26 protein-coding genes are annotated in these 22,733 nt (G+C 58.3%); 15 read left to right on the forward strand and 11 right to left on the reverse strand.

The features are described 5' to 3' along the window. Positions 1-55: 55 nt before the first annotated feature. Positions 56-376 (forward strand): thioredoxin, encoded by a 321-nt coding sequence (trxA, locus tag ACNQ62_RS02910; protein WP_005850739.1) that lies wholly within the window; start codon positions 56-58, stop codon positions 374-376. Between the two features lie 36 nt (positions 377-412). On the opposite strand, the gene ACNQ62_RS02915 is transcribed toward trxA, so the two are convergent. Further along, the gene (locus tag ACNQ62_RS02915; protein WP_418094160.1) at positions 413-1,378 is read right to left on the reverse strand and encodes a phosphotransferase; all 966 of its coding nucleotides are present in this window, start codon (positions 1,376-1,378) and stop codon (positions 413-415) included. Between the two features lie 74 nt (positions 1,379-1,452). On the opposite strand from ACNQ62_RS02915, the gene hslV reads away from it, so the two are divergent. Genes hslV through ACNQ62_RS02930 form a run of 3 tightly spaced genes read left to right on the forward strand, consistent with a single transcriptional unit; the run spans position 1,453 to position 4,582 of the window. Next, positions 1,453-2,010, forward strand: a complete 558-nt coding sequence (gene hslV, locus ACNQ62_RS02920) for an ATP-dependent protease subunit HslV (RefSeq protein WP_005850743.1) — start codon at positions 1,453-1,455, stop codon at positions 2,008-2,010. After that, a complete protein-coding gene (hslU, locus tag ACNQ62_RS02925) occupies positions 2,007-3,314 on the forward strand; it encodes an ATP-dependent protease ATPase subunit HslU (protein WP_009825703.1) in 1,308 nt (435 codons plus the stop codon). The genes hslV and hslU overlap by 4 nt, the downstream gene beginning before the upstream one ends. A 38-nt stretch (positions 3,315-3,352) precedes the next feature. Further along, on the forward strand, positions 3,353-4,582 hold the full coding sequence (locus ACNQ62_RS02930) for an MFS transporter (protein ID WP_074636652.1): 1,230 nt from the start codon (positions 3,353-3,355) through the stop codon (positions 4,580-4,582). Here the strand turns inward: ACNQ62_RS02930 and ACNQ62_RS02935 are convergent. From ACNQ62_RS02935 to ACNQ62_RS02945, 3 genes are read right to left on the reverse strand one after another with little or no spacing between them, the layout of a single operon-like run. Further along, positions 4,579-5,178, reverse strand: coding sequence for a Smr/MutS family protein (locus ACNQ62_RS02935; RefSeq protein ID WP_037965690.1), 600 nt, complete (start codon positions 5,176-5,178; stop codon positions 4,579-4,581). The genes ACNQ62_RS02930 and ACNQ62_RS02935 overlap by 4 nt on opposite strands. Further along, positions 5,175-6,170, reverse strand: a complete 996-nt coding sequence (locus ACNQ62_RS02940) for a murein transglycosylase A (protein ID WP_064217232.1) — start codon at positions 6,168-6,170, stop codon at positions 5,175-5,177. The genes ACNQ62_RS02935 and ACNQ62_RS02940 overlap by 4 nt, the downstream gene beginning before the upstream one ends. A 38-nt stretch (positions 6,171-6,208) precedes the next feature. Further along, positions 6,209-6,868 (reverse strand): Tim44/TimA family putative adaptor protein, encoded by a 660-nt coding sequence (locus tag ACNQ62_RS02945; protein ID WP_005850752.1) that lies wholly within the window; start codon positions 6,866-6,868, stop codon positions 6,209-6,211. A gap of 102 nt (positions 6,869-6,970) precedes the next feature. On the opposite strand from ACNQ62_RS02945, the gene ACNQ62_RS02950 reads away from it, so the two are divergent. Continuing rightward, on the forward strand, positions 6,971-7,465 hold the full coding sequence (locus tag ACNQ62_RS02950; protein WP_009825706.1) for an FxsA family protein: 495 nt from the start codon (positions 6,971-6,973) through the stop codon (positions 7,463-7,465). Between the two features lie 103 nt (positions 7,466-7,568). Continuing rightward, the gene (secB, locus tag ACNQ62_RS02955; protein ID WP_005850756.1) at positions 7,569-8,060 is read left to right on the forward strand and encodes a protein-export chaperone SecB; all 492 of its coding nucleotides are present in this window, start codon (positions 7,569-7,571) and stop codon (positions 8,058-8,060) included. On the opposite strand, the gene dnaQ is transcribed toward secB, so the two are convergent. The 4 genes from dnaQ to ACNQ62_RS02975 are packed head-to-tail and all read right to left on the reverse strand — an operon-like array spanning position 8,057 to position 10,755. Beyond that, a complete protein-coding gene (gene dnaQ / locus ACNQ62_RS02960; RefSeq protein WP_005850757.1) occupies positions 8,057-8,743 on the reverse strand; it encodes a DNA polymerase III subunit epsilon in 687 nt (228 codons plus the stop codon). The two genes, secB and dnaQ, sit on opposite strands and share 4 nt — an antisense overlap. Then, positions 8,736-9,326 (reverse strand): dephospho-CoA kinase, encoded by a 591-nt coding sequence (coaE, locus tag ACNQ62_RS02965; RefSeq protein ID WP_418094161.1) that lies wholly within the window; start codon positions 9,324-9,326, stop codon positions 8,736-8,738. Before coaE ends, dnaQ begins: the two co-directional genes overlap by 8 nt. Beyond that, entirely contained in the window at positions 9,326-10,159 is an 834-nt protein-coding gene (locus ACNQ62_RS02970) for a shikimate dehydrogenase (RefSeq protein ID WP_418094162.1), read from the reverse strand. Before ACNQ62_RS02970 ends, coaE begins: the two co-directional genes overlap by 1 nt. Then, positions 10,156-10,755, reverse strand: coding sequence for a Maf family protein (locus tag ACNQ62_RS02975; protein ID WP_418094163.1), 600 nt, complete (start codon positions 10,753-10,755; stop codon positions 10,156-10,158). The genes ACNQ62_RS02970 and ACNQ62_RS02975 overlap by 4 nt, the downstream gene beginning before the upstream one ends. A 404-nt stretch (positions 10,756-11,159) precedes the next feature. Between ACNQ62_RS02975 and ACNQ62_RS02980 the strand changes: the two genes are divergently transcribed. From ACNQ62_RS02980 to ACNQ62_RS03010, 7 genes are all read left to right on the forward strand, one after another. Beyond that, on the forward strand, positions 11,160-11,609 hold the full coding sequence (locus ACNQ62_RS02980) for a CopD family protein (RefSeq protein WP_132997648.1): 450 nt from the start codon (positions 11,160-11,162) through the stop codon (positions 11,607-11,609). A 123-nt stretch (positions 11,610-11,732) separates the two neighbouring features. Next, positions 11,733-13,004, forward strand: a complete 1,272-nt coding sequence (rho, locus tag ACNQ62_RS02985) for a transcription termination factor Rho (protein WP_005850767.1) — start codon at positions 11,733-11,735, stop codon at positions 13,002-13,004. A gap of 30 nt (positions 13,005-13,034) precedes the next feature. Continuing rightward, on the forward strand, positions 13,035-14,321 hold the full coding sequence (gene mnmE, locus ACNQ62_RS02990) for a tRNA uridine-5-carboxymethylaminomethyl(34) synthesis GTPase MnmE (RefSeq protein ID WP_418094164.1): 1,287 nt from the start codon (positions 13,035-13,037) through the stop codon (positions 14,319-14,321). A gap of 14 nt (positions 14,322-14,335) precedes the next feature. Beyond that, positions 14,336-16,198: a tRNA uridine-5-carboxymethylaminomethyl(34) synthesis enzyme MnmG gene (gene mnmG / locus ACNQ62_RS02995; RefSeq protein WP_418094165.1), complete on the forward strand. Its 1,863-nt coding sequence runs from the start codon at positions 14,336-14,338 to the stop codon at positions 16,196-16,198. Then, positions 16,195-16,803, forward strand: a complete 609-nt coding sequence (rsmG, locus tag ACNQ62_RS03000) for a 16S rRNA (guanine(527)-N(7))-methyltransferase RsmG (protein WP_418094166.1) — start codon at positions 16,195-16,197, stop codon at positions 16,801-16,803. The genes mnmG and rsmG overlap by 4 nt, the downstream gene beginning before the upstream one ends. Beyond that, entirely contained in the window at positions 16,796-17,596 is an 801-nt protein-coding gene (locus ACNQ62_RS03005) for a ParA family protein (RefSeq protein ID WP_418094167.1), read from the forward strand. The genes rsmG and ACNQ62_RS03005 overlap by 8 nt, the downstream gene beginning before the upstream one ends. A gap of 15 nt (positions 17,597-17,611) precedes the next feature. Next, positions 17,612-18,499, forward strand: a complete 888-nt coding sequence (locus ACNQ62_RS03010; protein WP_418094168.1) for a ParB/RepB/Spo0J family partition protein — start codon at positions 17,612-17,614, stop codon at positions 18,497-18,499. Here ACNQ62_RS03010 and hemW read toward each other — a convergent pair. Genes hemW through rph form a run of 3 tightly spaced genes read right to left on the reverse strand, consistent with a single transcriptional unit; the run spans position 18,496 to position 20,967 of the window. After that, positions 18,496-19,653, reverse strand: a complete 1,158-nt coding sequence (gene hemW, locus ACNQ62_RS03015) for a radical SAM family heme chaperone HemW (RefSeq protein WP_418094169.1) — start codon at positions 19,651-19,653, stop codon at positions 18,496-18,498. The two genes, ACNQ62_RS03010 and hemW, sit on opposite strands and share 4 nt — an antisense overlap. Continuing rightward, positions 19,646-20,257: an RdgB/HAM1 family non-canonical purine NTP pyrophosphatase gene (gene rdgB, locus ACNQ62_RS03020; protein WP_418094170.1), complete on the reverse strand. Its 612-nt coding sequence runs from the start codon at positions 20,255-20,257 to the stop codon at positions 19,646-19,648. Before rdgB ends, hemW begins: the two co-directional genes overlap by 8 nt. Then, the gene (gene rph, locus ACNQ62_RS03025; RefSeq protein ID WP_037942417.1) at positions 20,254-20,967 is read right to left on the reverse strand and encodes a ribonuclease PH; all 714 of its coding nucleotides are present in this window, start codon (positions 20,965-20,967) and stop codon (positions 20,254-20,256) included. Before rph ends, rdgB begins: the two co-directional genes overlap by 4 nt. 130 nt (positions 20,968-21,097) lie before the next feature. Here rph and hrcA point away from each other — a divergent pair, with 130 nt between their 5' ends. After that, positions 21,098-22,132, forward strand: coding sequence for a heat-inducible transcriptional repressor HrcA (gene hrcA, locus ACNQ62_RS03030; RefSeq protein ID WP_005850786.1), 1,035 nt, complete (start codon positions 21,098-21,100; stop codon positions 22,130-22,132). Positions 22,133-22,141: 9 nt separating this feature from the next. After that, positions 22,142-22,705 (forward strand): nucleotide exchange factor GrpE, encoded by a 564-nt coding sequence (locus tag ACNQ62_RS03035; protein WP_005850788.1) that lies wholly within the window; start codon positions 22,142-22,144, stop codon positions 22,703-22,705. Positions 22,706-22,733: the final 28 nt, after the last annotated feature.

Here is a 22,733-nt window from a genome sequence, read left to right on the forward strand (position 1 = left end):
ACGCATGGGGCTACATAGGTTCCCACTCTAACCAACCCCGTGCAGGAGCAGCAACATGGCAACCGTCGCAGTCACAGACGCAACATTCGACGCAGAAGTTAAGAATTCCGATATCCCCGTTGTGGTGGATTTCTGGGCTGAGTGGTGCGGCCCCTGTAAGCAGATCGGCCCCGCGCTCGAGGAACTTTCCTCCGAGATGGACGGCAAGGTAAAGATCGTCAAAGTCAACGTTGACGAGAACCCGAACAGCCCCGCCCAGATGGGTGTCCGTGGCATCCCTGCCCTGTTCATCTTCAAGAACGGCGAAGTCGTATCGAACCTGGCGGGCGCCCGCCCCAAGGCCGCGCTGCAAGGCTGGATCGAAGAGTCGATCTAAGCTGCCGCACCCGCAGCAAGCACATTCAATGGCGCGTCAGGCAAAGGCTTGGCGCGCTATTTTTTTGATCCGCTCGAACCGCATGACATTGGCGATAGATCCATGTTCTTGAATCCGGTTCCAGTCGGTCAGGATCTGCACCCGCGTCAGGAAGTGCACCGTGGGATCATCGGGCGGCACCAGCGTGTATCCTTCAAAGAACGCGTCCCAGGCGGCGGGGGGAACGCTATGGCCTTTGGGCAAGGCATCAAGGTCGCCTACCATCTGGGTATAGCTTTGCAGCAGCCGCGCGATGTCATAGCCCACGGGCGACGGTGTGGTCGCTGAAAAATCGAAAGCTGCCGTCTCGTCGGGCGCCATCACCAGATTATACCCGTTCAGGTCGCCATGTTTCGCCGCGATCCGGCCCGCGTGTCCTTGGGCCTGCGGCGCGTAGTCCGCGATACGGCCCACATAGGCCGCAAATCGTTGCTTGCCGTTGATCCGACGCGCACCGCTTTCAACACGCGCCACCAGACGGTGCAGGTGATTGACCATGAACCGCGGCTGAAACGGATGGGTGCCCTGCAAAGTGGCCCCGTGAAACGCCGCCAGCCAGCCGCCCGCCCGTCGCAGCAAGGGGGCGTGATCCTCTGTCTGCCGGCACAGGTCCAGAAACGTGTCGCCCTTGGCAAAGCGCATCAGATAGGCCTGCTGCTCCGTGTCCGCCGCGAGGATCTGTGGCACGCTATAGCCGGGCACATCGTCGAGCGCATCACAGGCTGCCTGATGGGCCGCAAGCATCGCGGTGAACCTGTCGGTATCCCACGGACGGGCCACGTGTTTGAGCACGACAGAGACCCCGTCACGCCCGTCATAGCGCTGCACGATCTGGCGCTGGTTGCTGTCATCCTTGATCCACTCGGCCCCGCAGGTATAGGTTTCGGGCGCAATCCCCGCCTTGGCCGCCAATCCCTCAAATATCTGAAATGCCTGCACTTTCAGGTCGTCTACCGGGGGCATTCAAATCCTTTCGGGACATTAGCCTTGCGAAACAGCGGCGGGGTTTTCATATAGGTTTGAACTATGGAGGCTACATGTCAAAGCAAGAATTCCCCGGCTGGCACGGGACCACCATCATCGGTGTGAAGAAAGACGGCGAAGTCGTGATCGCGGGCGACGGTCAGGTCAGCCTTGGCCAAACCGTGATCAAAGGAACCGCACGCAAGGTGCGCCGGCTCAGCCCCGGCGGGTTTGACGTTGTGGCGGGCTTTGCCGGATCGACCGCTGATGCTTTCACGCTGCTGGAACGGCTTGAAGCCAAGCTTGAAGCCACGCCCGGGCAACTGGCGCGCGCCAGCGTCGAGCTTGCCAAAGACTGGCGCACCGACAAATACCTGCAAAAGCTCGAAGCGATGCTGATCGTGTCAGACGGGCGCGAGCTGCTGGTGATCACCGGCGCGGGCGACGTGCTGGAGCCTGAACATTCTGTCGCGGCCATCGGGTCGGGCGGGAATTACGCGCTGGCCGCGGCGCGCGGCATGATGGACAGCGACCGCGACGCTGAAACCGTCGCGCGGGATGCGATGAAGATCGCGTCGGACATCTGCGTTTATACCAATGGTAACCTCACGGTGGAGAAAATCACACAATGACCGATCTGACCCCCCGCGAAATCGTCTCTGAACTTGACCGTTTTATCATCGGCCAGAACGACGCCAAACGCGCCGTTGCCGTGGCGCTTCGCAACCGCTGGCGCCGCAAGCAGTTGGGCGATGACCTGCGCGACGAGGTATACCCCAAGAACATCCTGATGATCGGGCCCACCGGCGTGGGCAAGACCGAGATCAGCCGCCGCTTGGCAAAACTGGCGCGGGCCCCTTTCCTCAAGGTCGAAGCGACGAAATTCACCGAAGTCGGCTATGTCGGCCGCGATGTGGAACAGATCATCCGTGATCTGGTAGACAGCGCCATCGTCATGACCCGCGAGTATATGCGCGAGGACGTGAAGGTCAGCGCGCATAAGGCCGCCGAAGAACGCGTTGTTGACGCGATTGCGGGCAAGGACGCCCGCGAAGGCACCCGCGATATGTTCCGCAAGAAGCTGAAAGCGGGCGAGCTGGACGATACGATGATCGAGCTTGAAGTCGCCGATACCTCTAGCCCGTTTCCGGCTATGGATATCCCCGGACAACCCGGCGGTGGTATGGGGATGATGAACCTTGGCGATCTGTTTGGCAAAGCCATGGGCGGTCGGACGGTCAAGAAACGTCTGTCAGTCGCCGAAAGCTACGAGGTGCTGATCAGCGAAGAGGCCGACAAGCTGCTGGATGACGAAACCGTCAACCGCGCCGCGATCGAAGCGGTAGAGCAGAACGGCATCGTCTTTCTGGACGAGATCGACAAGGTGTGCGCCCGCTCTGACGCGCGTGGCGGCGATGTCAGCCGTGAAGGCGTGCAGCGCGACCTGCTGCCCCTGATCGAAGGCACCACCGTATCGACAAAACACGGACCGGTGAAAACGGATCACATCCTGTTTATCGCCTCGGGCGCCTTCCATATTGCCAAGCCGTCCGACCTGTTGCCCGAATTGCAGGGCCGCTTGCCGATCCGCGTCGAGCTGCGCGCGCTGACAGAGGATGATTTCGTTCGCATCCTGACCGAGACCGACAATGCGCTGACGCTGCAATATACCGCGTTGATGGGCACCGAAGAGGTCGAGGTCACATTCACCGACGAAGGTATCAAGGCGCTGGCCAAGATTGCCGCCGATGTGAACCAGTCGATCGAGAATATCGGCGCGCGGCGGCTTTACACCGTGATGGAGCGTGTCTTTGAAGAGCTGTCGTTCAGCGCGCCGGATCGCACCGGCGAAAAGATCACCGTCGACGGCGATTTCGTCGAGAAGAACCTGGGCGAGCTGACACGATCCACCGATCTGTCACGCTACGTTCTTTAGGGCTTTTCAATCTGCCATGCGCCTGAGAATGATGGCGCATGGCATACTTCAGATTTATCCGCGCCAATTGGGTGTTCTTGTTGGCGGGTTTCCTGCTGACATTTACTTCGGCCTATGGGCAGACCTATTTCATCTCGCTTTTCGCGGGCGAGATTAAGGGCAGTTTCGGGCTGTCTGACGGTCAATGGGGCGGGATCTATACCATCGGCACGACGCTCTCGGCGATCACGATGATCTGGGCGGGTGTGCTGACAGACCGGTTTCGGGTGCGTCGGCTGTCATTCTGGGTAATGGTCGCGCTGGCGGGCGCCTGTCTGGCGATGGCCGCCGTGCCGAACTGGATCGCGCTGATCTTTGTCATCTATGCGCTGCGTCTGACCGGGCAGGGGATGATGTCGCAGCTTGGGGCCGTGGCGATGGTGCGCTGGTTCGAAGCCGCACGGGGCAAGGCGCTGTCGCTGTCGTCTATGGGCTTTGCGGCGGGTCAGGCAATTTTGCCTGTCGTCTTCGTCGCCCTTTTCGCAAGCTTTCACTGGCGCAGCCTTTGGGTGCTGGCCGCCGCTTTGGTGCTGATCACCATGCCCGTGATGCTCCTGCTGCTGCGGCAAGAGCGTACGCCGCAATCCATGGCGCAAAGCACCCAATCGGCGGGGATGGACGGGCAGCACTGGACGCGGATGCAGATGATCCGCCACGGGTTGTTCTGGTTGATGATCCCGCTGGTGATCGGTCCTCCGGCTTGGGGGACGGCGCTGTTCTTTCAGCAGGTCCACCTGACAGAGGTGAAGGGCTGGACGCTGGTCAGCTTTGTCGCGCTGATGCCGCTTTATACGGTGACATCCGTGGTCTCGACCTTTGTGTCGGGCTGGGCAATTGACCGGTTTGGCGTGACGCGGGTCACGCCGGTGCAAATGCTGCCTTTTGCGCTGTCTTTCGCCGTGCTCGCCTTTGCCGATACGATTGCGATGGCGGGTGTCGGGTTGATGATCTTTGGCGTGGGGCAGGGGATGCAGGCGACCGCGACCTCTGTTTTCTGGGCCGAATTCTATGGCACGCGCTATATCGGGTCGATCAAGGCCGTGGGCGCCGCGCTGATGGTGTTCGGGTCGGCCATCGGGCCGGGGGTGACGGGGCTGTTCATTGATCTGGGCGTTGATTTCCCGCAGCAGATGATCCCGATTGCGATCTACTATGCCGTGGCCGCGATCATGGCGACGGTCGGGGTGCTACGCTATCGCAAGCGGCTGGTCGCGCCTGTCACGGCCTAACGGTGACGCCGCAGATAGACGTAATAGGCACCGCCGCCGCCGTGGCTGATATGCGCCTGACTGACCTGAAGCACGGCTGACGACAGCGGCGGCATCGACAGCCATTGCGGCACCTGATGACGCAGCACACCGTGGCGCACGGGGATCGGGCCGCCTTCGTCCCGCATCTTGCCTTTGCCGGTGATCACCAAGACAAGGCGCCGCCCCTTGGCGTGCGAGCCCAGAATGAACTTGGTCAGCGCAGGGTGCGCGCGGTCCAGCGTCATACCGTGAAGGTCGATCCGCCCTTCGGGGCGCATCTTGCCCCGCTTGAGCTTGCCAAACGCCTTTGAATCCATCTGCACCGGTGCCTGACGCAGCTGATCGGGCAGGGAGGGCATCAGATCATGGGTGTTTCGCCGCGGCTTGGGATCCGGCTTGCCCATGACGACAGAGCTGCGCTTGCGGATTTGCGGCGCCGTTGGCGTGGGGCCGTGGATCGGGGAGGTGCCGTCAATCTCGGCGCGGAACAGCTTGTCAACATCAAGCTTTTCCGTCCGCTCTGTCACCTTTTTCCAAAGCGATAGATCATCCTTATCCAAACGCTTGCGGCTCATAGCAGCGGCTCCGGCAAAAGCGCATAGGCGCGCTGGATCGGCATCAGGACCATCATCCGCCCCGGATCACGCAGCTTGCCCGCGGCACGCCCCGCCTTGTCGCCGGTGCCAAAGAACACATCCGCCCGTTGCGCGCCCTTGATCGCCGACCCGGTATCCTGCGCGATCATCAAGCGGTGCATCGGTTCCTTGCCCTCTTTTTCGATCCAGACAGGGGCGCCGAGCGGTACAAACTTGGGGTCCACTGCAACGGTGCGCAGGGTGGTCACCGACCGGTTCATCGCGCCAAGCGGCCCCTGATCGGCGGGCACCTGATTGACCTCGCGAAAGAACACATAAGACGGGTTGTGGTACAGCAGCTCGCGCCCGTCATCAGGGTTACGACGGACCCAGTTCTTGATCACCTCTGCGCTTACCTGATGCGGATCATAAACGCCGCGGCGCACCAGTTCGACGCCGATCGACCGGTACGGGTGGCCGTTCGCCCCACGGTAGCCCACGCGCAGGTAATTTCCATCGGGCAGCCTGATCCGGCCAGAGCCTTGGATTTGCAGAAAGAAAAGTTCGACCGGATCGTCAACATAGGCGATTTCAAGGCCGCGGCCCTTCATCACGTCGGTATCCAGAATATCGCGGCGGGTCAGCCACGGGTTGTTCGCCTTCGCCTCTGGCGGCATGGCATAGACCGGATAGCGGTAGCGGTCGGAGGGGTAGAGATCGCCATCAAGTTCAGGTTCGAAATAGCCGGTGAACATCGCCTCGTTTCCGTCCTCGATCAACACAGGCCGGAACAGAAGTTCAAAGAACTGGCGCGGGTCGGGGTCGGATCTGGCATAGGCGCAGATGTTGCGCCAATCGACATCCTTCATATCACCGCAGGTATTCAGAAACGCGCGCAGGGCGGCGGCGTGGTCGTCGGTTTCCCAACCCTCAAGCTGGTCGAACGACAGGATCGAATAGGACACATCTGTCGCAGAAGCGGGCGGCGCCATCAGGCCCGCCCACAGCAATGCACCCGCACAGGCACGTTTTAACCGTCTGTAGAAACGAGCAGCCAATTTGGATCATCCGAGCCCATGACACGGGCAAATACCCATGTGTCTTTTTGACGATTGACCTCTGTCGTGCTGCCTTCGACGATTTCACCATCTCGGTCTTTCACGACCGACGTCAGCTCGGCCACGAAACGGATCGTCAGCTCTGCCTCGTTGGTGGTCTTATCCATCGTGGCGTTCTCAAGCTCCATCTCGCGGATGCCGATAAAGTGGCTTTCCACGGTCAGGCCCTGATCTTCACGCGCGGCAACACCTTCGACAAAGCTTTCGTAGATGTCTTCTGAGAGGAAGGGTTTGATCTCGTCCAGATTACCGTGTTCGTAGCCCATCACGATCATCTCGTAGGCACCGCGGGCGCCGCCCAGAAAGTCGCTGACCCCAAAGGACGGCTCGACACGCTTCATCTCGGCCAGGGCGAGCGCGGTATCGGACCCTTCGGGCGCGTGATCGGTAATATCCAGATCGGGGCCACCTTCGATGACTTCGAACGCGGGGCCGCTGGGGCGTTCGGGTTTCTCGCTGACCTCGGCCGGTTTTTCAAAACCGGTGCGTGTGCCAAGCACATTCTTGAGCCGCAGGATCAGGAACACGGCAATAGCGGCCAGTACCAGAAGCTGTATCATGGGCGAATTCATAGGTACCTCGTGCTGAGAAACATGGAAACGTCGGTCTAGTGCCCCTATGTAGGGTGTGAACCGGGCCAAGTCCACTCTGGCCCATAGGAAAGGACGCATGCCATGTGGCTGTTTTTGGCTTTTATTGCCGTACCGTTGATAGAAATAACGTTGTTCATTCAGGTGGGTGGGGCAATTGGCCTCGGCTGGACGCTGGCGATTGTTGTTTCTACCGCGATCATCGGCACCTATCTGATGCGCGCTCAGGGTGCGCTGGCGCTTGGCCAGATCAAATCGTCCCTGTCCGAAGTCCGTGATCCGACCGAACCGCTGGTGCATGGCGCGATGATCCTTTTTGCCGGGGCGTTGCTGCTGACACCGGGGTTTTTCACCGATGCCCTGGGCTTTGCCCTGCTGATCCCCGGCGTGCGTACCGCTGCGTTCAAAGCCGCACGCAGCAAGGTCAACGTGAGCAGCGTCCATATGGGCGGCACCTCGGGGCCACGGCGCCCGCAGCCCCATCGTCCGATGCAGGGGGATGTGATCGATGGCGAATACCACGAGCTGTCGGAACAGGACCGCGGGCCCAAACGCCCCTCTGGCTGGACGGATCACTGACGACGGGCCATTGACTGCGGGCCATTTGAAGCGGGCCATTGAGCGCGGCAAGGCGATCTGATAAGCCCGACTAAATGAGTTTATTGTCTTAAGGAGCCTTTAAATGGCTGAAGAAGAAGCAACACAACCGACCCAGGCCGCACAGCCGCAGATGCGCATTCTGGGTCAGTTCATCCGTGATATGTCCTTTGAAAACATCATGGCGCAAAAAGGCGCGCCGACAGATGTGCAGCCCGACGTTCAGGTTCAGGTCAATCTGGATGCGAAAAAGCGGTCGGCCGAGAACCAGTATGAATCCGCGATCAAGCTTCAGGTCACGTCAAAAGCCAAAGGCGGCGACGCGACGCTGTTCCTGCTGGAAATCGACTATGTCGGTATCTTCCACGTTGAAAACGTGCCCGAAGACCAGATGCACCCGTTCTTGCTGATTGAATGCCCGCGCATGATCTTCCCGTTCCTGCGCCGCGTTGTCAGCGATGTGACCCGCGACGGTGGCTTCCCGCCGCTGAACCTCGAAAACATCGACTTTGTTGCGCTGTATCGCAACGAGATCGCGCGCCGTCAGGCCGAGAATACACAAAAAGCAGACGCCTAAAGCGTCTTCCACACAGCGCTGTCGCCCAGTTTATCGACAAATTCGGTATGGGCGGCGGCCTCTTGCGGGGTAATCCGCGAGGGTAGGGGCGTCGGGCGCGGTTTTGGCGTCCAATCGGGGGTGGTGTCGCCCTCTTTCTTTTCCGGTTTGGTCGACAGGCCGAAGTCCGGTTGCCGCCCGCCGATCAGCTCTAGATAGACATCCGCCAGAATTTCACTGTCAAGCAAAGCACCGTGAAGCGTCCGCGACGTGTTATCGATGCCAAAGCGGCGGCATAGCGCGTCTAGCGACGCGGGCGAGCCCGGAAAGCGTTTGCGCGCGATGGCCAGCGTATCAAGCGCCTGTTCCCACGGGATCTGGGGCAGCCCCATCCATTTCAATTCCGCGTTCAGAAACTTGATATCGAAGGCGGCGTTGTGGATCACCAGCTTTGAATCACCGATGAAATCCAGAAAATCCTGCCCGATCTGCGCAAACTTGGGTTTGTCGCGCAAAAAGTCGTCGCCCAGCCCGTGCACCTCGAAGGCTTCGGCGGGCATGCTGCGTTCGGGGTTGATATACTGGTGATAGGTATTGCCGGTCGCCACGTGACCCATCAGTTCAACCGCACCGATTTCAACGATCCTATCGCCGCTTTCAGGGTCGAATCCGGTGGTTTCCGTATCCAGTACGATCTCACGCATGGGACAGCTTTCCTTTGATATCGTCGATGACAGCCTCCACCTGCGCGCGGGCGTGGGGCAGGGTATCTGTTTCAATCACATAATCGGCCAAGGCGCATTTTTCATCGTTTGGCATCTGTTTGGCGCGGATGTTTTCGAACTGGTCCAGCGTCATCGTCCCGCGCGCCATCACGCGCTTTTGCTGGATGTCAGCCGAGACCGTGACACAGGCCACCGCGTCCATGCGTTTGTCACCACCGGTTTCAAAAATCAACGGGATGTCGAGCACGACGATCTTGGCCTTTGTTTCCGCCAGAAAGGCCGCGCGATCTTCGCCGACCAGCGGATGCACAATGCTTTCGATCGTTTTCAATACGGTGGGGTCCGCATCGATCAGGCTTTTGAGTGCGGGCCGCGACACTTCGCCCGCAACGACCGCATCAGGTAGCGTTTCCTGAAACGCCGCGACGGCGGCCCCCCCCTTGGCATAGAGCCGATGCACGGCGGCATCCGCGTCCCAGACGGCGCAGCCAAGATCAGCGAACATTTGTGCGGTGGTCGATTTCCCCATGCCGATCGACCCGGTCAGACCCAGAAGAAACATCAGCGCAACGCCGCCAGACGTGTTTCATGGTCCACCGTCGGCCGCGCGCCAAACCACCGTTCGAACCCCGGCACCGCCTGATGCAAAAGCATGCCTAAACCATCAACAGTGACGCATCCCGCCGCCTCTGCGGTTGCCAGAAGCGTGGTTTTCAACGGTGCATAGACCAGATCCGTGACCACCGTATCGGCGCGCAGCCCATCAAGCGGCACGCGCAGCTCGGATTTTCCGATCATCCCCAACGACGTGGTGTTCACCACGAGGCCGGCATGGCTGACCATCGTCCCCGCCTGTGACCAGTCGTAGACCGTCACGCGGTTACCAAAGACCGACCGCAACCGTTCGGCCCGCACACGGGTGCGATTGGCAAGCAGGATCTCGGGCACGCCGGCGTCCAGTAGCGAAGATATCACGGCCCGCGCGGCGCCACCGGCACCAAAGACGCAGGCGGGGCCATTACCCGGCACCCAATCCGGCGCGCCTGCCTTGAGGTTTTCGATAAACCCGTAGCCGTCCGTATTATCGCCCTGAATTTTACCGTCTGCGCGGAAGGTGATCGTATTCACGGCCCCAATCATCGCGGCGCGGTCTGTGATGATATCTGCGATCTCGATCACCGCTTCCTTATGGGGGATCGTGACATTGGCCCCGATGAACCCCATTTTCGGCATCGCCTCAAGCACTTGGCGCAGATCTTCGGGTTCGACGTGAAGGGGGATATAGGCCCCCTTCAGCCCAAGCGTTTTCAGCCAGTGCCCGTGGATCTGTGGGGATTTTGAATGGGCGATCGGCGATCCGATCACACCTGCCAGCGGTATTTTAGCCAAGCTCATGCGGATAGATCCCCCCGTAGCGTCAGATAATTCAACAGTTCAAGCAGGGGTAACCCTAGGACATTAAAGTAATCCCCTTCAATGCCGCTGAACAGCCTGACGCCTTCCTCTTCTAGTTTATAGGCGCCGACCGCATGTTGGATACTGTCCCAGTTCCGCGCGACATACTCCTCTATATAGCTGTCGGACGCGTCGCGCATGCGCAGCCGCACCTGACCCACGTGACGCCAGATCGGTTTGCCATCCTCGACGATCACGGCGGCGGATAGCAAGCTATGGCGATCGCCGCGCAGGGATTTCAGCTGGGCAACCGCCTCGTCTGGCGTGGCGGGTTTTGACAGCAGCGTCTCGCGATGGTCGAGCACCTGATCACAGCCCATCACCAAGGCGCCCGGGGTCTTGTCGCTGACCTTGCGGGCTTTCATCTCGGCCAGTGTATCGGCGATGTCGCGGGGGGGCACCTGCTCTGCCAGCAGGGCCATCTTAATCATTTGTTCATCAATGCGCGCCACGCTCACCTCATGGGGGACGCAGGCCTGTTGCAGCAGCTGTGACCGGATCGACGACCCGGAGGCGAGGATGAAACGTTGGGGCATGGGGATAAACCTGTGTGCGACGCTAGGAAGTTCTTAGGGATTTTTCCCCCGAATGGCGAGAGTGCGCGAAAGCGTCGGGAAAACCCCTGCCTGCCAGCGGGAAACTCCAGCTTTATACGGGGCGGCATAAGGATAAATCGCAAACCCCCTGAACGGAGTTAATCCCAAGCTTATCCACAAAGCTACACAGTTTATCCCCTGAAAATTTTTTATTTAAGTATTTGAAAAAGGGTGAATTTATCCGCGCGGTGCCGAGTTATCATCGAGACGGGATTTACAACATGCACAGGTGGATAAATCGAGGTACAAAACAGTAATCCACAGAAAATGATCCCCCTACTTACATCATCATCTTTCTTCTTTTCTTATTTATATTAGTAAGAAGGCACCAACCGGAGTGTGACATGACCGACTTGCTTGCCATCGCCTATCCTTGGGTAAAATCGCTTCATATTATCTCGGTCATTTCGTGGATGGCGGCGCTGTTCTATCTGCCGCGGCTTCTCGTGCATCATACAGAGCAGGTGGGCCAAAGCGGCCAGACTCACGATCTTTTCAAGATGATGGAGTTCAAGCTTGCCACCGTGATCATGCGCCCCGCGATGATCGGCACCTGGATTTTCGGACTGGCGCTGGTGTTCACACCGGGCATCGTCGACTGGGCCGCTGTGTGGCCCTGGACGAAGGGGGTAAGCGTATTTGCGATGACGGGGTTCCACGGGTGGCTTGTCGGGCGTGTGAAGGCCTTTGCAGCGGGGGAGAACCGGCTGAGCGGTAAACGTTACCGGATCATGAACGAGGTCCCGACGCTGCTGATGATCATCATTGTATTCTCGGTCGTCGTGAAATTCTAAGCTGATTGACGAAACCTGCCATTCTGAGTATGTGTTTCCTGCACCCCGTCCGGGGACCGTATACATCTGCCCATTTTTATGACACGACCCGCCCGCATTCCGGGATCGGAACAGGATATTTCCATGACAACTGAAACACTTAACCTTGCCGATCTAAAGGCGCAGACGCCCAAGAATCTTCTGGCGATGGCCGAAGAGCTTGAGATCGAAAACGCATCGACCATGCGTAAAGGCGAAATGATGTTCCAGATCCTGCGCGAACGTGCGGATGAAGGCTGGGAAATCTCGGGCGATGGTGTGCTGGAAGTGTTGCAGGACGGTTTTGGCTTCCTGCGGTCGCCCGAAGCGAACTATCTGCCGGGCCCCGATGACATTTACGTCTCGCCCGAGATGATCCGCCAGCACTCGCTGCGCACCGGCGACACAATCGAAGGTCTGATCAAGGCGCCAGATGATGCGGAGCGGTACTTCGCGCTGACAGATGTCACCAAGATCAACTTTGAAGAGCCGGAAAAAGCGCGCCACAAGGTCGCCTTTGAAAACCTGACGCCGCTTTACCCCGATGAACGTCTGACGATGGAAGTCGATGATCCGACAATCAAGGACCGGTCCTCGCGTATCATCGATCTGGTATCGCCGATCGGTAAGGGCCAGCGCTGCTTGATCGTGGCGCCTCCACGGACCGGTAAAACGGTTCTGCTGCAAAACATCGCCAATTCGATCGAACAGAACCACCCCGAGTGCTACTTGATCGTTCTGCTGATTGACGAACGCCCCGAAGAAGTCACTGATATGCAGCGTAGTGTCAAAGGTGAGGTTGTTTCTTCGACCTTCGACGAGCCTGCAACACGCCACGTGGCCGTGTCGGAAATGGTCATCGAAAAGGCGAAACGTCTGGTCGAGCATAAGCGCGACGTTGTGATCTTGCTGGATTCGATCACCCGTCTGGGCCGTGCCTTCAACACTGTTGTGCCGTCGTCGGGTAAGGTTCTGACCGGTGGTGTTGATGCCAACGCGCTGCAACGCCCCAAACGTTTCTTCGGCGCGGCACGGAACATCGAAGAGGGTGGCTCGCTGACCATTATCGCCACCGCGCTGATCGACACCGGCAGCCGCATGGACGAGGTGATCTTTGAAGAATTCAAAGGGACCGGTAACTCTGAAATCGTGCTGGATCGCAAGATTGCGGACAAGCGCGTCTTCCCTGCGATCGATATTCTGAAATCCGGTACGCGGAAAGAGGATCTGCTGGTCGACAAAAACGATCTGCAAAAGACCTTTGTATTGCGTCGCATTCTGAACCCGATGGGCACGACAGATGCGATTGAATTCCTGATCGGGAAGTTGAAGCAAACCAAGACAAACTCCGATTTCTTCGACTCAATGAATAGCTAAATATTCACTTAAATCAGTGGGTTAAATGATATGGATACGATATTCGCCCAAGCCACAGCGCAGGGGCGGGCCGGTGTTTGCGTCATTCGTATCTCGGGCCCGCAGGCGTTTTTCATCGCTGAAACCATCGCGCAGCCGTTGCCCGCCCCGCGGGTGGCCGCCGTGCGGGCAATTAGTGACGCCGATGGACAGGTCATTGATCGTGCGCTTGTCCTGACCTTCGAAGGTCCGAACAGCTTTACAGGCGAAGACACGGTCGAGCTTCACTTACATGGGAGCATCGCCGTGGTGCGTGCGGTACTGGCGCTGCTCTCTGGTTTTGACGGCACGCGCCTTGCCGAGCCGGGCGAATTTACCCGCCGTGCGATGGAGAATGGCAAGCTTGACCTCACGCAGGTTGAGGGTTTGGGTGACCTCATCGAGGCAGAGACCGAAGCCCAGCGAAAACAAGCATTACGCGTTTTGTCCGGTCACTTGGGTCAAAAGGTCGATATCTGGCGCGAAAAACTGATCCGCGCTGCCGCTCTGCTTGAGGTGACCATCGATTTCGCGGATGAAGACGTTCCCGTCGACGTCTCGCCCGAGGTTACGGAACTGCTGAATGCGGTGAACACCGATATTCTGGCTGAAATCGCCGGTACGCATACGGCGGAACGTATCCGAACGGGTTTTGAGGTCGCGATCATCGGCCGGCCCAACGCCGGGAAATCGACTTTGTTGAATGCATTGGCGGGGCGCGATGCGGCGATTACCTCTGCCGTGGCGGGTACGACGCGCGACGTGATCGAGGTCCGGATGGATCTGGGTGGCCTGCCGGTGACCTTGCTGGATACGGCAGGCTTGCGCGAGGGGGCAGATGAGGTCGAAGCCATCGGGATCGACCGCGCGAAAACCCGCGGCGAGCAAGCTGACCTGCGCGTGTTTTTGGTTGAAGAGGGTGAGGAACTGCCTGTTGCGTCAACTACGGATGATATCGTCCTGCGACCAAAAGCTGACTTACGCGATAACGCGGACAAAGCTATATCTGGTGTGACGGGGCAGGGCGTACCGCAGCTGATAGAAAGAATACAGGCCATCCTTGGCGCGCGAAGTCTGAATGCCGGCCTTGCAACGCACGAACGTCATCGCGTTGCATTGCAGAAATCAGCCGAGGGATTAGCCGCTGCGATGTTGGTTCTGGATCACGGCCCCGATCAATATGATATAGCATCAGAAGAACTGCGCCATTCGATTCGCGCACTTGAGGCGCTGGTAGGCCGAATTGACGTTGAGAACCTGCTGGATGTAATCTTTTCGAGCTTTTGCTTGGGAAAATAGATGGAGTGTTTCACGTGAAACATTTTGACGTGATAGTTATCGGTGGCGGCCATGCCGGAGCCGAAGCGGCCCACGCATCCGCGCGTATGGGCGCGAATACTGCTTTGATCACGATGTCGCGCGACGGGATCGGGGTGATGTCCTGCAATCCGGCTATCGGTGGTCTGGGTAAGGGGCATTTGGTGCGCGAGATTGACGCGCTCGATGGTGTTATGGGGCGTGTCGCGGATAAAGCCGGCATCCAGTTCCGTCTTTTGAATCGCCGCAAGGGGCCCGCTGTTCAAGGCCCGCGGGCGCAAGCGGACCGTGCTATCTATCGGAAAGAAATGCTGGCCGAGACCGAACGCCAAGAGAATCTGACCATCGTAGAGGGTGAGGTGACCGACTTCATTCTCGATAATGGTAAGGTTTCTGGTGCCGTTCTTGCCGATGGTGAACAGATCGCTGCGGCTGCGGTTGTTTTGACGACTGGGACTTTCTTGCGCGGGGTCATCCATATTGGAGATGTGTCGCGCTCCGGCGGTCGGATGGGCGATAAAGCCTCCGTCGATCTGGCAAACCGCATTGATTCGTTTAACTTGCCACTCGGACGCTTGAAGACCGGGACGCCACCGCGTTTGGACGGGCGGACGATTGACTGGGAAAAGTTGGAATCGCAACCCGGAGATGATGAGCCTGTCTTGTTCTCTTTCTTGTCAGAGGCGACGTCGGCACCGCAAATCTCCTGCGGCATTACGCATACCAATGAAAAAACGCATCAAATTATTCGCGATAACCTGTCGCGCTCCGCGATGTACGGGGGGCACATCGACGGGGTAGGGCCCCGATACTGCCCGTCGATTGAAGATAAAGTTGTCCGCTTCGCTGACAAAACCTCGCACCAAGTTTTCCTGGAGCCTGAGGGCGCCGATGACCACACCATCTACCCCAATGGTATTTCGACCTCGCTGCCTGAGGATGTTCAGCTTGCCTATGTGCGGTCGATGGTTGGGTTGGAAAATGTAGAAATCATCCAGCCCGGTTATGCGATTGAATATGACTATGTTGACCCCCGCGCCCTTGATCTGGCCCTTTCCGTGAGGACCGTGCCTGGCCTATATCTCGCTGGTCAGATCAACGGTACCACCGGCTATGAAGAAGCTGCTGCACAAGGTTTGGTCGCCGGATTGAACGCGGCACTTGCAGCTCAGGGTAAAGAGCCGGTAACGTTCAGCCGCGCCGATAGCTATATTGGCGTGATGATTGATGACCTGACCACCCGGGGCGTGACTGAGCCCTATCGCATGTTCACCTCTCGCGCCGAATTCCGGTTGTCGCTTCGTGCTGATAACGCTGACCAGCGCCTCACGCCTTTGGCGATCGCCTTGGGCTGCGTATCGCAAGAGCGGGTTGCGCACTTTAACGCCAAAATGGCCAAAATCGACGCAGCGATGGCAGAGCTCACGAAAACGCCCTATGCATCAAAGGCGATCGAGGCGGCAGGGATCAAGGTTAGCCAGGACGGAACGAAGCGGACCGGTTTCCAACTGTTGGCGTTTCCAGATGTGACATTCGAGCAGATCGTTTTGATTAATCCAGAGTTTGAAACGGTAGAACCCGAAATTCGCCGTCAGGTCGAGCGGGATGCGCTATATGCAAACTATATCGCGCGTCAGCAACGGGATATCGACCTCCTCCAGAAGGATGAGGCGCATATTATTCCCGCGAATTTCAAATACGAAGCCATCGACGGGCTGTCAAATGAGCTTACCTCGAAGCTGTCGCTGACACGCCCGACCAATCTCGCACAGGCGGCCCGCATTGACGGTATGACGCCCTCGGCCTTGACTCTGCTTCTTTCTCACCTTAAGCGCGGCAGCCAGAAGAAGTCTGCATGATGGGCGCTTTTGAGGAGGATGTTTCACGTGAAACACTGGATAAGCTTCAGCATTTCTCGCGTTTGGTAGAGAAGTGGACGGCGAAGATAAATCTGATTTCCAAGCCGAGCGTCCCCGAGATGTGGGAGCGTCACATTTTGGATTCGCTACAAATCTATACCCACGCGCCCAATGCGGACCATTGGGTAGATCTTGGAAGCGGTGGCGGTTTTCCGGCAATTGTCGTAGCGCTGATGTCGCAGCAAGACGAGCGTACGACGAAATTTACCTTGGTCGAAAGCGACCAGCGTAAATGCGCGTTCCTGAGAACAGCCATTCGGGAGCTTGAGCTGAACGCAACGGTGGCGAACGCGCGGATTGAAGAGATTGAGCCCTTGGAAGCAGACGTTCTAAGCGCGCGGGCGTTGTCCGACTTGACTGCTTTGCTCGGATTTGCAGATCGCCATCTCTTACCCTCCGGCACTGCGCTTTTCCCGAAGGGGGAGAACTGGCGCGCAGAGGATGCCGCAGCGAAAGAGACCTGGGTATATACCTGCGACGCGATCCAAAGCCAGACGAACCCATCCGCCGCAATTCTTAAGATCAAGGAAATCAAACATGTCTGATCTGTCTCGACCTTCGGGGCCCAAAATTATTGCGATTGCGAACCAGAAGGGAGGGGTGGGCAAAACCACGACGACGATCAACCTTGCGGCGGCTTTGGTTGAGCAGAAGCAGCGCGTTCTGGTGATTGACCTTGATCCGCAGGGTAACGCGTCAACTGGTCTGGGTATTGAACTGGATGATCGGGAATTTACGACCTACGATCTTTTGCTTGAGGATATCGACCTTGATCAAGTAATTATGACGACCGAGACAGAAGGCCTGCATATCGTTGCCGCCACTGTCGATCTCAGTTCCGCAGATATGGAATTGATCGCTAATGAAAAGCGTAGTTTTCTTCTGCACGACGCCCTACGGCAGACGCAGATGGACAGCTACGCCTTCGATTACATCCTGATTGATTGCCCGCCATCGCTGAACTTGCTGACGGTGAACGCGATGATTGCGGCGCATTCTGTGCTTGTCCCGTTGCAAAGCGAGTTTTTCGCGCTTGAAGGTTTGTCGCAGTTGATGCTGACCATCCGCGAAGTGCGCCAGAGCGGGAACAAGGATCTACGGATCGAAGGAATTTTGCTGACGATGTATGATCAGCGGAACAACCTGTCGCAACAGGTTGAGCAGGACGCCCGAAGCAATTTGGGCGAACTGGTATATAGAACCGTTATTCCGCGCAACGTACGGGTCAGTGAGGCACCCAGTTACGCGATGCCGGTTCTAAGTTACGATAGCGGGTCGAAAGGTGCCAAAGCGTACCGCGATCTGGCGAAAGAAGTACTGGCAAATAGTGCCGTATAAATAAGGGGTCAGGCAATGGCAGATAAAGACAAACGGCGCGGTTTGGGTCGAGGATTGTCAGCTTTGATGGCGGACGTAGCGGAGACACAAACGGTGGCATCAGAAGGCGCGGCGGAACAGTATGTTCCTATTGAAAAGATTTCTCCCAACCCGGAGCAGCCGCGCAAGCGATTTGATCCGCAGGATTTGGATGATCTTGCAAACTCTATTCGCGAAAAAGGGGTTATCCAGCCGCTGATCGTACGCCGCCGTGATGATGGGACGTTCGAAATTGTCGCGGGTGAACGCCGATGGCGCGCGTCGCAGATGGCGCAGCTGCATGAACTTCCGATCATTGTCCGCGAATTCACCGATGTCGAAGTTCTCGAAGTTGCGATTATCGAGAACATCCAGCGGGCGGACCTCAATTCGATCGAAGAAGCGGCGGGCTATCGTCAGCTGATGGACCGTTTTGGCCACACGCAAGAAAAGATGGCGGAAGCCTTGGGCAAAAGCCGCAGTCATATCGCCAACTTGCTGCGCTTGCTGAACTTGCCCGAAAATGTACTGGAAATGGTGCGTCAGGGCGATCTGACAGCGGGCCACGCCCGGACCTTGGTGCCGTCGAAGAACCCTGAAAAGCTGGCCAAACAGATTATCGTCGGTGGCTTGTCGGTGCGCGCGGCCGAGGCGCTGATCAAGAAAGAGCAGCAAGCCGAGAACGAAGGACCAAACAAGCGGGCGGCGAAATCCTCGAACGAAAAAGACGCGGATACCCGCGCGCTTGAAGGGGATCTGTCAGCGAACCTTGGTTTGAAGGTAACCCTGAACCACAAGCCGGGGCAGGAGGCGGGGCAGATGGTGCTGCACTACACGACGATGGACGAGCTGGACGAGCTTTGCCAACGTCTGTCGGCTTCTTAATCCGACAAAAGCTCGGCCAGGATCGCGTTCAGCACCACAAAGCCCTGATCCGTTACATAAAGCTGGTCTTTATCCCTAGAAATCATCCCGATGTCCTGCATCTGGGTGATTTTTTTTGTCGAAAGCGGTGCGCCGGAAAGCGCCTCGTACCGGCGCAGGTCCACGCCTTCCTTTAGACGCAGACCCATCATCAGAAACTCGCTACCTTGATCTTCGGTCGTTAGAAGCTCGCGGGGCTTTTCGGTGGCGCCGCTGGCAACAGCGTCAAGCCAGCGTTTGGGGTTACTAAAACACTCGGTCGCAAAGCGATTGCCGTTTTGGGTCAAGCGCCCGTGGGCCCCCGGACCGATGCCAAGATAATCACCGTAGCGCCAGTAGATCAGGTTGTGCCGCGATTGCGCCCCGTCGCGGGCGTGGTTCGATACCTCGTAAGAGGGCATGCCCATCTCGCCGCAAATATCCTGAGTGGCCGCATACATATCGGCACCAAGATCATCGCTGGGCAATCCGCGCAGCTTTCCCACCGCATAGCGATCGCCAAAGGCGGTGCCTTGTTCGATGGTCAGTTGATACAGCGACATATGGTCTATCGCCAGGGATAGGGCCTGTTTCAGCTCGGTTCGCCAGTCGGGCAAGCTCTGGTTCTGACGTCCATAGATCAGATCAAAACTAACGCGTTCAAAGGTGTTGCGGGCGATGTCAAAAGCGGCGAGGCCTTCGTCAACGGTATGGATACGGCCCAGACGTTTCAGGTCCGCGTCATTCAGGGCCTGTATCCCCATTGAAATACGGTTGACGCCCGCCTGTCGGAAGGCGGCAAAACGGTCGGCCTCAACCGAACCGGGGTTCGCCTCGAGCGTGATTTCCAGATCATTCGCTGTGGGCCACAGTCGACGGATCGCGGCGATGACATCGGCGACGACATCGGGGTCCATCAGGCTGGGGGTGCCACCGCCGAAAAATACGGCGTTCAACACACGCCCTTCGGTTTCGGCGGCACCGCGTTCAAGCTCCGCCAAATAGGCGTCGCGCCAGGCCCGTTGGTCGATTGTGCGACTAACATGGCTGTTAAAGTCACAATAGGGGCACTTCGCCTCGCAAAACGGCCAATGGATATAAAGACCAAAGCCCCCCTGACGCCAATCCTCAATCAAAGCAGGCAGAGATCAGTTTGGCGAAAGCGTCCGCACGGTGGCTGATTGCGTTCTTGGCGTCGGCGGACATTTCGCCAAAGGTCTGTTCGTGCCCGTCGGGTTGGAACATCGGGTCATAGCCGTGACCGACGTCGCCGCGGATTGGCCAGACAAGCGTGCCGTTCACGCGGCCTTCGAAAACCTCTTCATGTCCGTCGGGCCAGACCAATACCAGTGTCGCGCAGAACCGCGCGCGGCGCGGGTGGGGGGCGTTTGCCTCTTCCAGCAACCTGTGGGTCTTGGTCATTGCCATGACGAAATCGCGGCCGTTGGGCGTTTCGGACCAATCGGCGGTATAGACGCCGGGGGCATTGTCCAGCGCTTCGACCTCGATCCCGGAGTCATCTGCCAGCGCGGGAAGGCCCGTCGCCGCGACCGCCGCACGGGCTTTGATGCGAGCGTTGCCGATGAAAGTGCTTTCGGTTTCCTCCGGCTCGCCCAGGTTCATCTCGGCTGCCCCTTTGACGGTGACGCCGAAGGGGGCGAAAAGCTCGGTCATTTCCTGCAGCTTGCCAGCGTTGTGGGTGGCGACCAGGATCTGATCGCCGGTGAATTTACGGGTCATGCGGTGGCTGCCTTTTGCTTCTCGACCAGCTCTGCCACGCCTTTTTCGGCGAGGTCCATCAGCTGGTTCATCTGGTCGCGCGAATAGGTGGAGCCTTCGGCGCTCATCTGGATCTCGATCAGTTTGCCGCTGCCGGTCATAATAAAGTTACCGTCGACGCCTGCTTCGGAATCCTCGGGGTAATCAAGGTCAAGCACCGGCTGGCCCGCATAGATGCCGCAGCTGATCGCGGCGACCGGATCGACCAGCGGGTCGCTGACCACGTCGCCGGCCTTCATCAGCTTGTTCACCGCCAGTTTCAACGCGACCCAACCCCCCGTGATAGAGGCACAACGCGTGCCGCCGTCGGCCTGCAGCACGTCACAGTCGATGGTGATCTGACGTTCGCCCAAGGCGCTACGATCCACGCCGGCGCGCAGGGCGCGGCCGATAAGGCGTTGAATTTCAACGGTACGCCCCCCTTGTTTGCCCATGGCCGCCTCGCGGCGCATACGGGTATTGGTGGCACGGGGCAGCATGCCGTATTCTGCCGTGACCCAGCCCAGACCGGAGCCTTTGATAAAGGGCGGCACGCGGTCCTCGATCGTGGCGGTACACAGCACATGGGTGTCGCCCATCTTGATCAGGGCCGATCCTTCGGCGTGTTTGGTGAATCCCGTTTCAATCGATACGGCACGCAGTTCGTCAAGTTTCCGACCAGAGGGGCGCATAGGTATTTCCTTTTCCATTTGCCATTGGGGATAACTCTGCGTTGCTGCGCGATGCAACCCCGATTGACGTTTGCCCCCTGTCGCACATACTTCTCCCACTATGGACAAAACACCGACAGTTTTAGACGAGATGAACGACCGCTCGCGCGAGGTGTTCCGCCGCGTGGTCGAAGGTTATCTGGCGAATGGCGATCCCGTGGGGTCGCGCACGCTGACCCGTGATTTCAGCGAAAAGGTCAGCGCGGCGACGATCCGTAATGTGATGCAGGATCTTGAATATATGGGCCTGCTGGGCAGCCCCCATGTCAGCGCCGGTCGTATCCCGACGCAGATGGGGCTGCGCATGTTCGTCGACGGCATGATCGAGATCGGCGATCCAACCGAGACCGACCGTGAAAAGATCGACGCGACCGTTGGCAGCAACAACGCTGATGTCAGCGGCATTCTTGATCGGGTGGGGTCGGCGCTGTCCGGCGTGACCCAGGGTGCCTCGCTTGTGCTGACGCCCAAGCACGAGGCACCGATCAAGCATATCGAATTTGTTTCACTGTCTCACGATAGGGCGCTGGTCGTTCTGGTCTTTTCTGACGGTCACGTGGAGAACCGGTTGTTCACACCGCCGCCGGGCCAGACCCCCAGCAGTATGCGTGAAGCCGCGAATTTCCTGAATGCGCTGGTCGAGGGGAAAACCATCTCGGAATTGCAGCGCACCATCGCGCATGAGATCAGCCAGCGACGTCAGCAGATCGACGTTCTGGCGCAGCAGCTTGTCGAAAGCGGTCTGGCGCTGTGGCAGGGCGAAGGGGAATCCCCCGAGCGGTTGATCGTGCGCGGACGGTCGAATCTGATCAACACCGAAGGCGAGGCCGAGAACGTCGAATTGATCCGCCAGCTGTTTGACGACCTTGAACGCAAGCGCGATATCGCGGAATTCCTTGAATTGGCCGACGCGGGCGACGGTGTGCGCATTTTTATTGGTTCTGAGAATAAACTTTTTTCACTTTCGGGTTCCTCTCTGGTCGTTTCCCCTTATATGAACGCTGATCGTAAGGTGATCGGGGCGGTCGGTGTGATCGGCCCCACGCGCCTTAATTATGGACGTATCGTGCCGATTGTGAATTACACGGCGCAGCTGGTTGGAAAGCTGATTTCGAACCGCAGCTAGAGGTGAATTATGGCAGAGCCGAAAGAGAACGAATTTCTGGATGATATCGATGACGCAGAGGCCGAAGCCTATGCCGACGAGATGTCCGAGATTGACGACGAAGCGCTGGAACTGGACGAATTGCGTGCCGAGCGTGACCAGCTGAAAGACCGTTTCATGCGGGCCCTGGCCGACGCAGAGAACGCGCGCAAACGGTCTGACAAGGACCGTCGCGAGGCGGAAAACTATGGCGGGTCGAAACTGGCGCGCGACATGCTGCCGGTCTACGACAATATGAAACGCGCCCTGGAAGCCGCTACAGAAGAGCAGCGCACCATTTCCGGCCCATTGCTGGAAGGGATCGAGCTGACGATGCGCGAGTTGCTGAGCGTGTTCAAGAAGCACGGCATCGAAGTCATCTCACCCGCAGTGGGTGACAAGTTCGATCCGCAGCATCATCAGGCGATGTTCGAGGCGCCCGTGCCAGACACCAAAGCAGGCGATATCATCCAAGTGGCCGCCGAAGGTTTCATGTTGCACGACCGTCTGCTGCGTCCGGCGCAGGTCGGCGTTTCCTCTACCCCCGCAGGGTAAACGCCCGGGATAGAGCGGCCCTTCGGGG

Origin of the sequence: Sulfitobacter sp. SBS6 (assembly GCF_048285585.1) — a bacterium.
GTDB lineage: Bacteria > Pseudomonadota > Alphaproteobacteria > Rhodobacterales > Rhodobacteraceae > Sulfitobacter > Sulfitobacter pontiacus.

Excerpts from the sequence above, each read along its gene's own strand:
- ACNQ62_RS02940 (WP_064217232.1), bottom strand. The coding sequence starts at position 6,170 with ATGGCGCCGCCCGCTTCTGCGACAGATGTGTCCTATTCGATCCTGTCG.
- hrcA (WP_005850786.1), top strand. The coding sequence starts at position 21,098 with ATGAACGACCGCTCGCGCGAGGTGTTCCGCCGCGTGGTCGAAGGTTAT.
- ACNQ62_RS02935 (WP_037965690.1), bottom strand. The coding sequence starts at position 5,178 with ATGAGCCGCAAGCGTTTGGATAAGGATGATCTATCGCTTTGGAAAAAG.
- ACNQ62_RS02945 (WP_005850752.1), bottom strand. The coding sequence starts at position 6,868 with ATGAATTCGCCCATGATACAGCTTCTGGTACTGGCCGCTATTGCCGTG.
- dnaQ (WP_005850757.1), bottom strand. The coding sequence starts at position 8,743 with ATGCGTGAGATCGTACTGGATACGGAAACCACCGGATTCGACCCTGAA.
- ACNQ62_RS03010 (WP_418094168.1), top strand. The coding sequence starts at position 17,612 with ATGGCAGATAAAGACAAACGGCGCGGTTTGGGTCGAGGATTGTCAGCT.
- ACNQ62_RS02930 (WP_074636652.1), top strand. The coding sequence starts at position 3,353 with ATGGCATACTTCAGATTTATCCGCGCCAATTGGGTGTTCTTGTTGGCG.
- ACNQ62_RS03035 (WP_005850788.1), top strand. The coding sequence starts at position 22,142 with ATGGCAGAGCCGAAAGAGAACGAATTTCTGGATGATATCGATGACGCA.
- rsmG (WP_418094166.1), top strand. The coding sequence starts at position 16,195 with ATGATGGGCGCTTTTGAGGAGGATGTTTCACGTGAAACACTGGATAAG.
- ACNQ62_RS02980 (WP_132997648.1), top strand. The coding sequence starts at position 11,160 with ATGACCGACTTGCTTGCCATCGCCTATCCTTGGGTAAAATCGCTTCAT.
- ACNQ62_RS03005 (WP_418094167.1), top strand. The coding sequence starts at position 16,796 with ATGTCTGATCTGTCTCGACCTTCGGGGCCCAAAATTATTGCGATTGCG.
- rho (WP_005850767.1), top strand. The coding sequence starts at position 11,733 with ATGACAACTGAAACACTTAACCTTGCCGATCTAAAGGCGCAGACGCCC.
- ACNQ62_RS02970 (WP_418094162.1), bottom strand. The coding sequence starts at position 10,159 with ATGAGCTTGGCTAAAATACCGCTGGCAGGTGTGATCGGATCGCCGATC.
- ACNQ62_RS02975 (WP_418094163.1), bottom strand. The coding sequence starts at position 10,755 with ATGCCCCAACGTTTCATCCTCGCCTCCGGGTCGTCGATCCGGTCACAG.
- rph (WP_037942417.1), bottom strand. The coding sequence starts at position 20,967 with ATGCGCCCCTCTGGTCGGAAACTTGACGAACTGCGTGCCGTATCGATT.
- ACNQ62_RS02950 (WP_009825706.1), top strand. The coding sequence starts at position 6,971 with ATGTGGCTGTTTTTGGCTTTTATTGCCGTACCGTTGATAGAAATAACG.
- rdgB (WP_418094170.1), bottom strand. The coding sequence starts at position 20,257 with ATGACCCGTAAATTCACCGGCGATCAGATCCTGGTCGCCACCCACAAC.
- ACNQ62_RS02915 (WP_418094160.1), bottom strand. The coding sequence starts at position 1,378 with ATGCCCCCGGTAGACGACCTGAAAGTGCAGGCATTTCAGATATTTGAG.
- hslV (WP_005850743.1), top strand. The coding sequence starts at position 1,453 with ATGTCAAAGCAAGAATTCCCCGGCTGGCACGGGACCACCATCATCGGT.
- trxA (WP_005850739.1), top strand. The coding sequence starts at position 56 with ATGGCAACCGTCGCAGTCACAGACGCAACATTCGACGCAGAAGTTAAG.
- secB (WP_005850756.1), top strand. The coding sequence starts at position 7,569 with ATGGCTGAAGAAGAAGCAACACAACCGACCCAGGCCGCACAGCCGCAG.
- hslU (WP_009825703.1), top strand. The coding sequence starts at position 2,007 with ATGACCGATCTGACCCCCCGCGAAATCGTCTCTGAACTTGACCGTTTT.
- mnmE (WP_418094164.1), top strand. The coding sequence starts at position 13,035 with ATGGATACGATATTCGCCCAAGCCACAGCGCAGGGGCGGGCCGGTGTT.
- coaE (WP_418094161.1), bottom strand. The coding sequence starts at position 9,326 with ATGTTTCTTCTGGGTCTGACCGGGTCGATCGGCATGGGGAAATCGACC.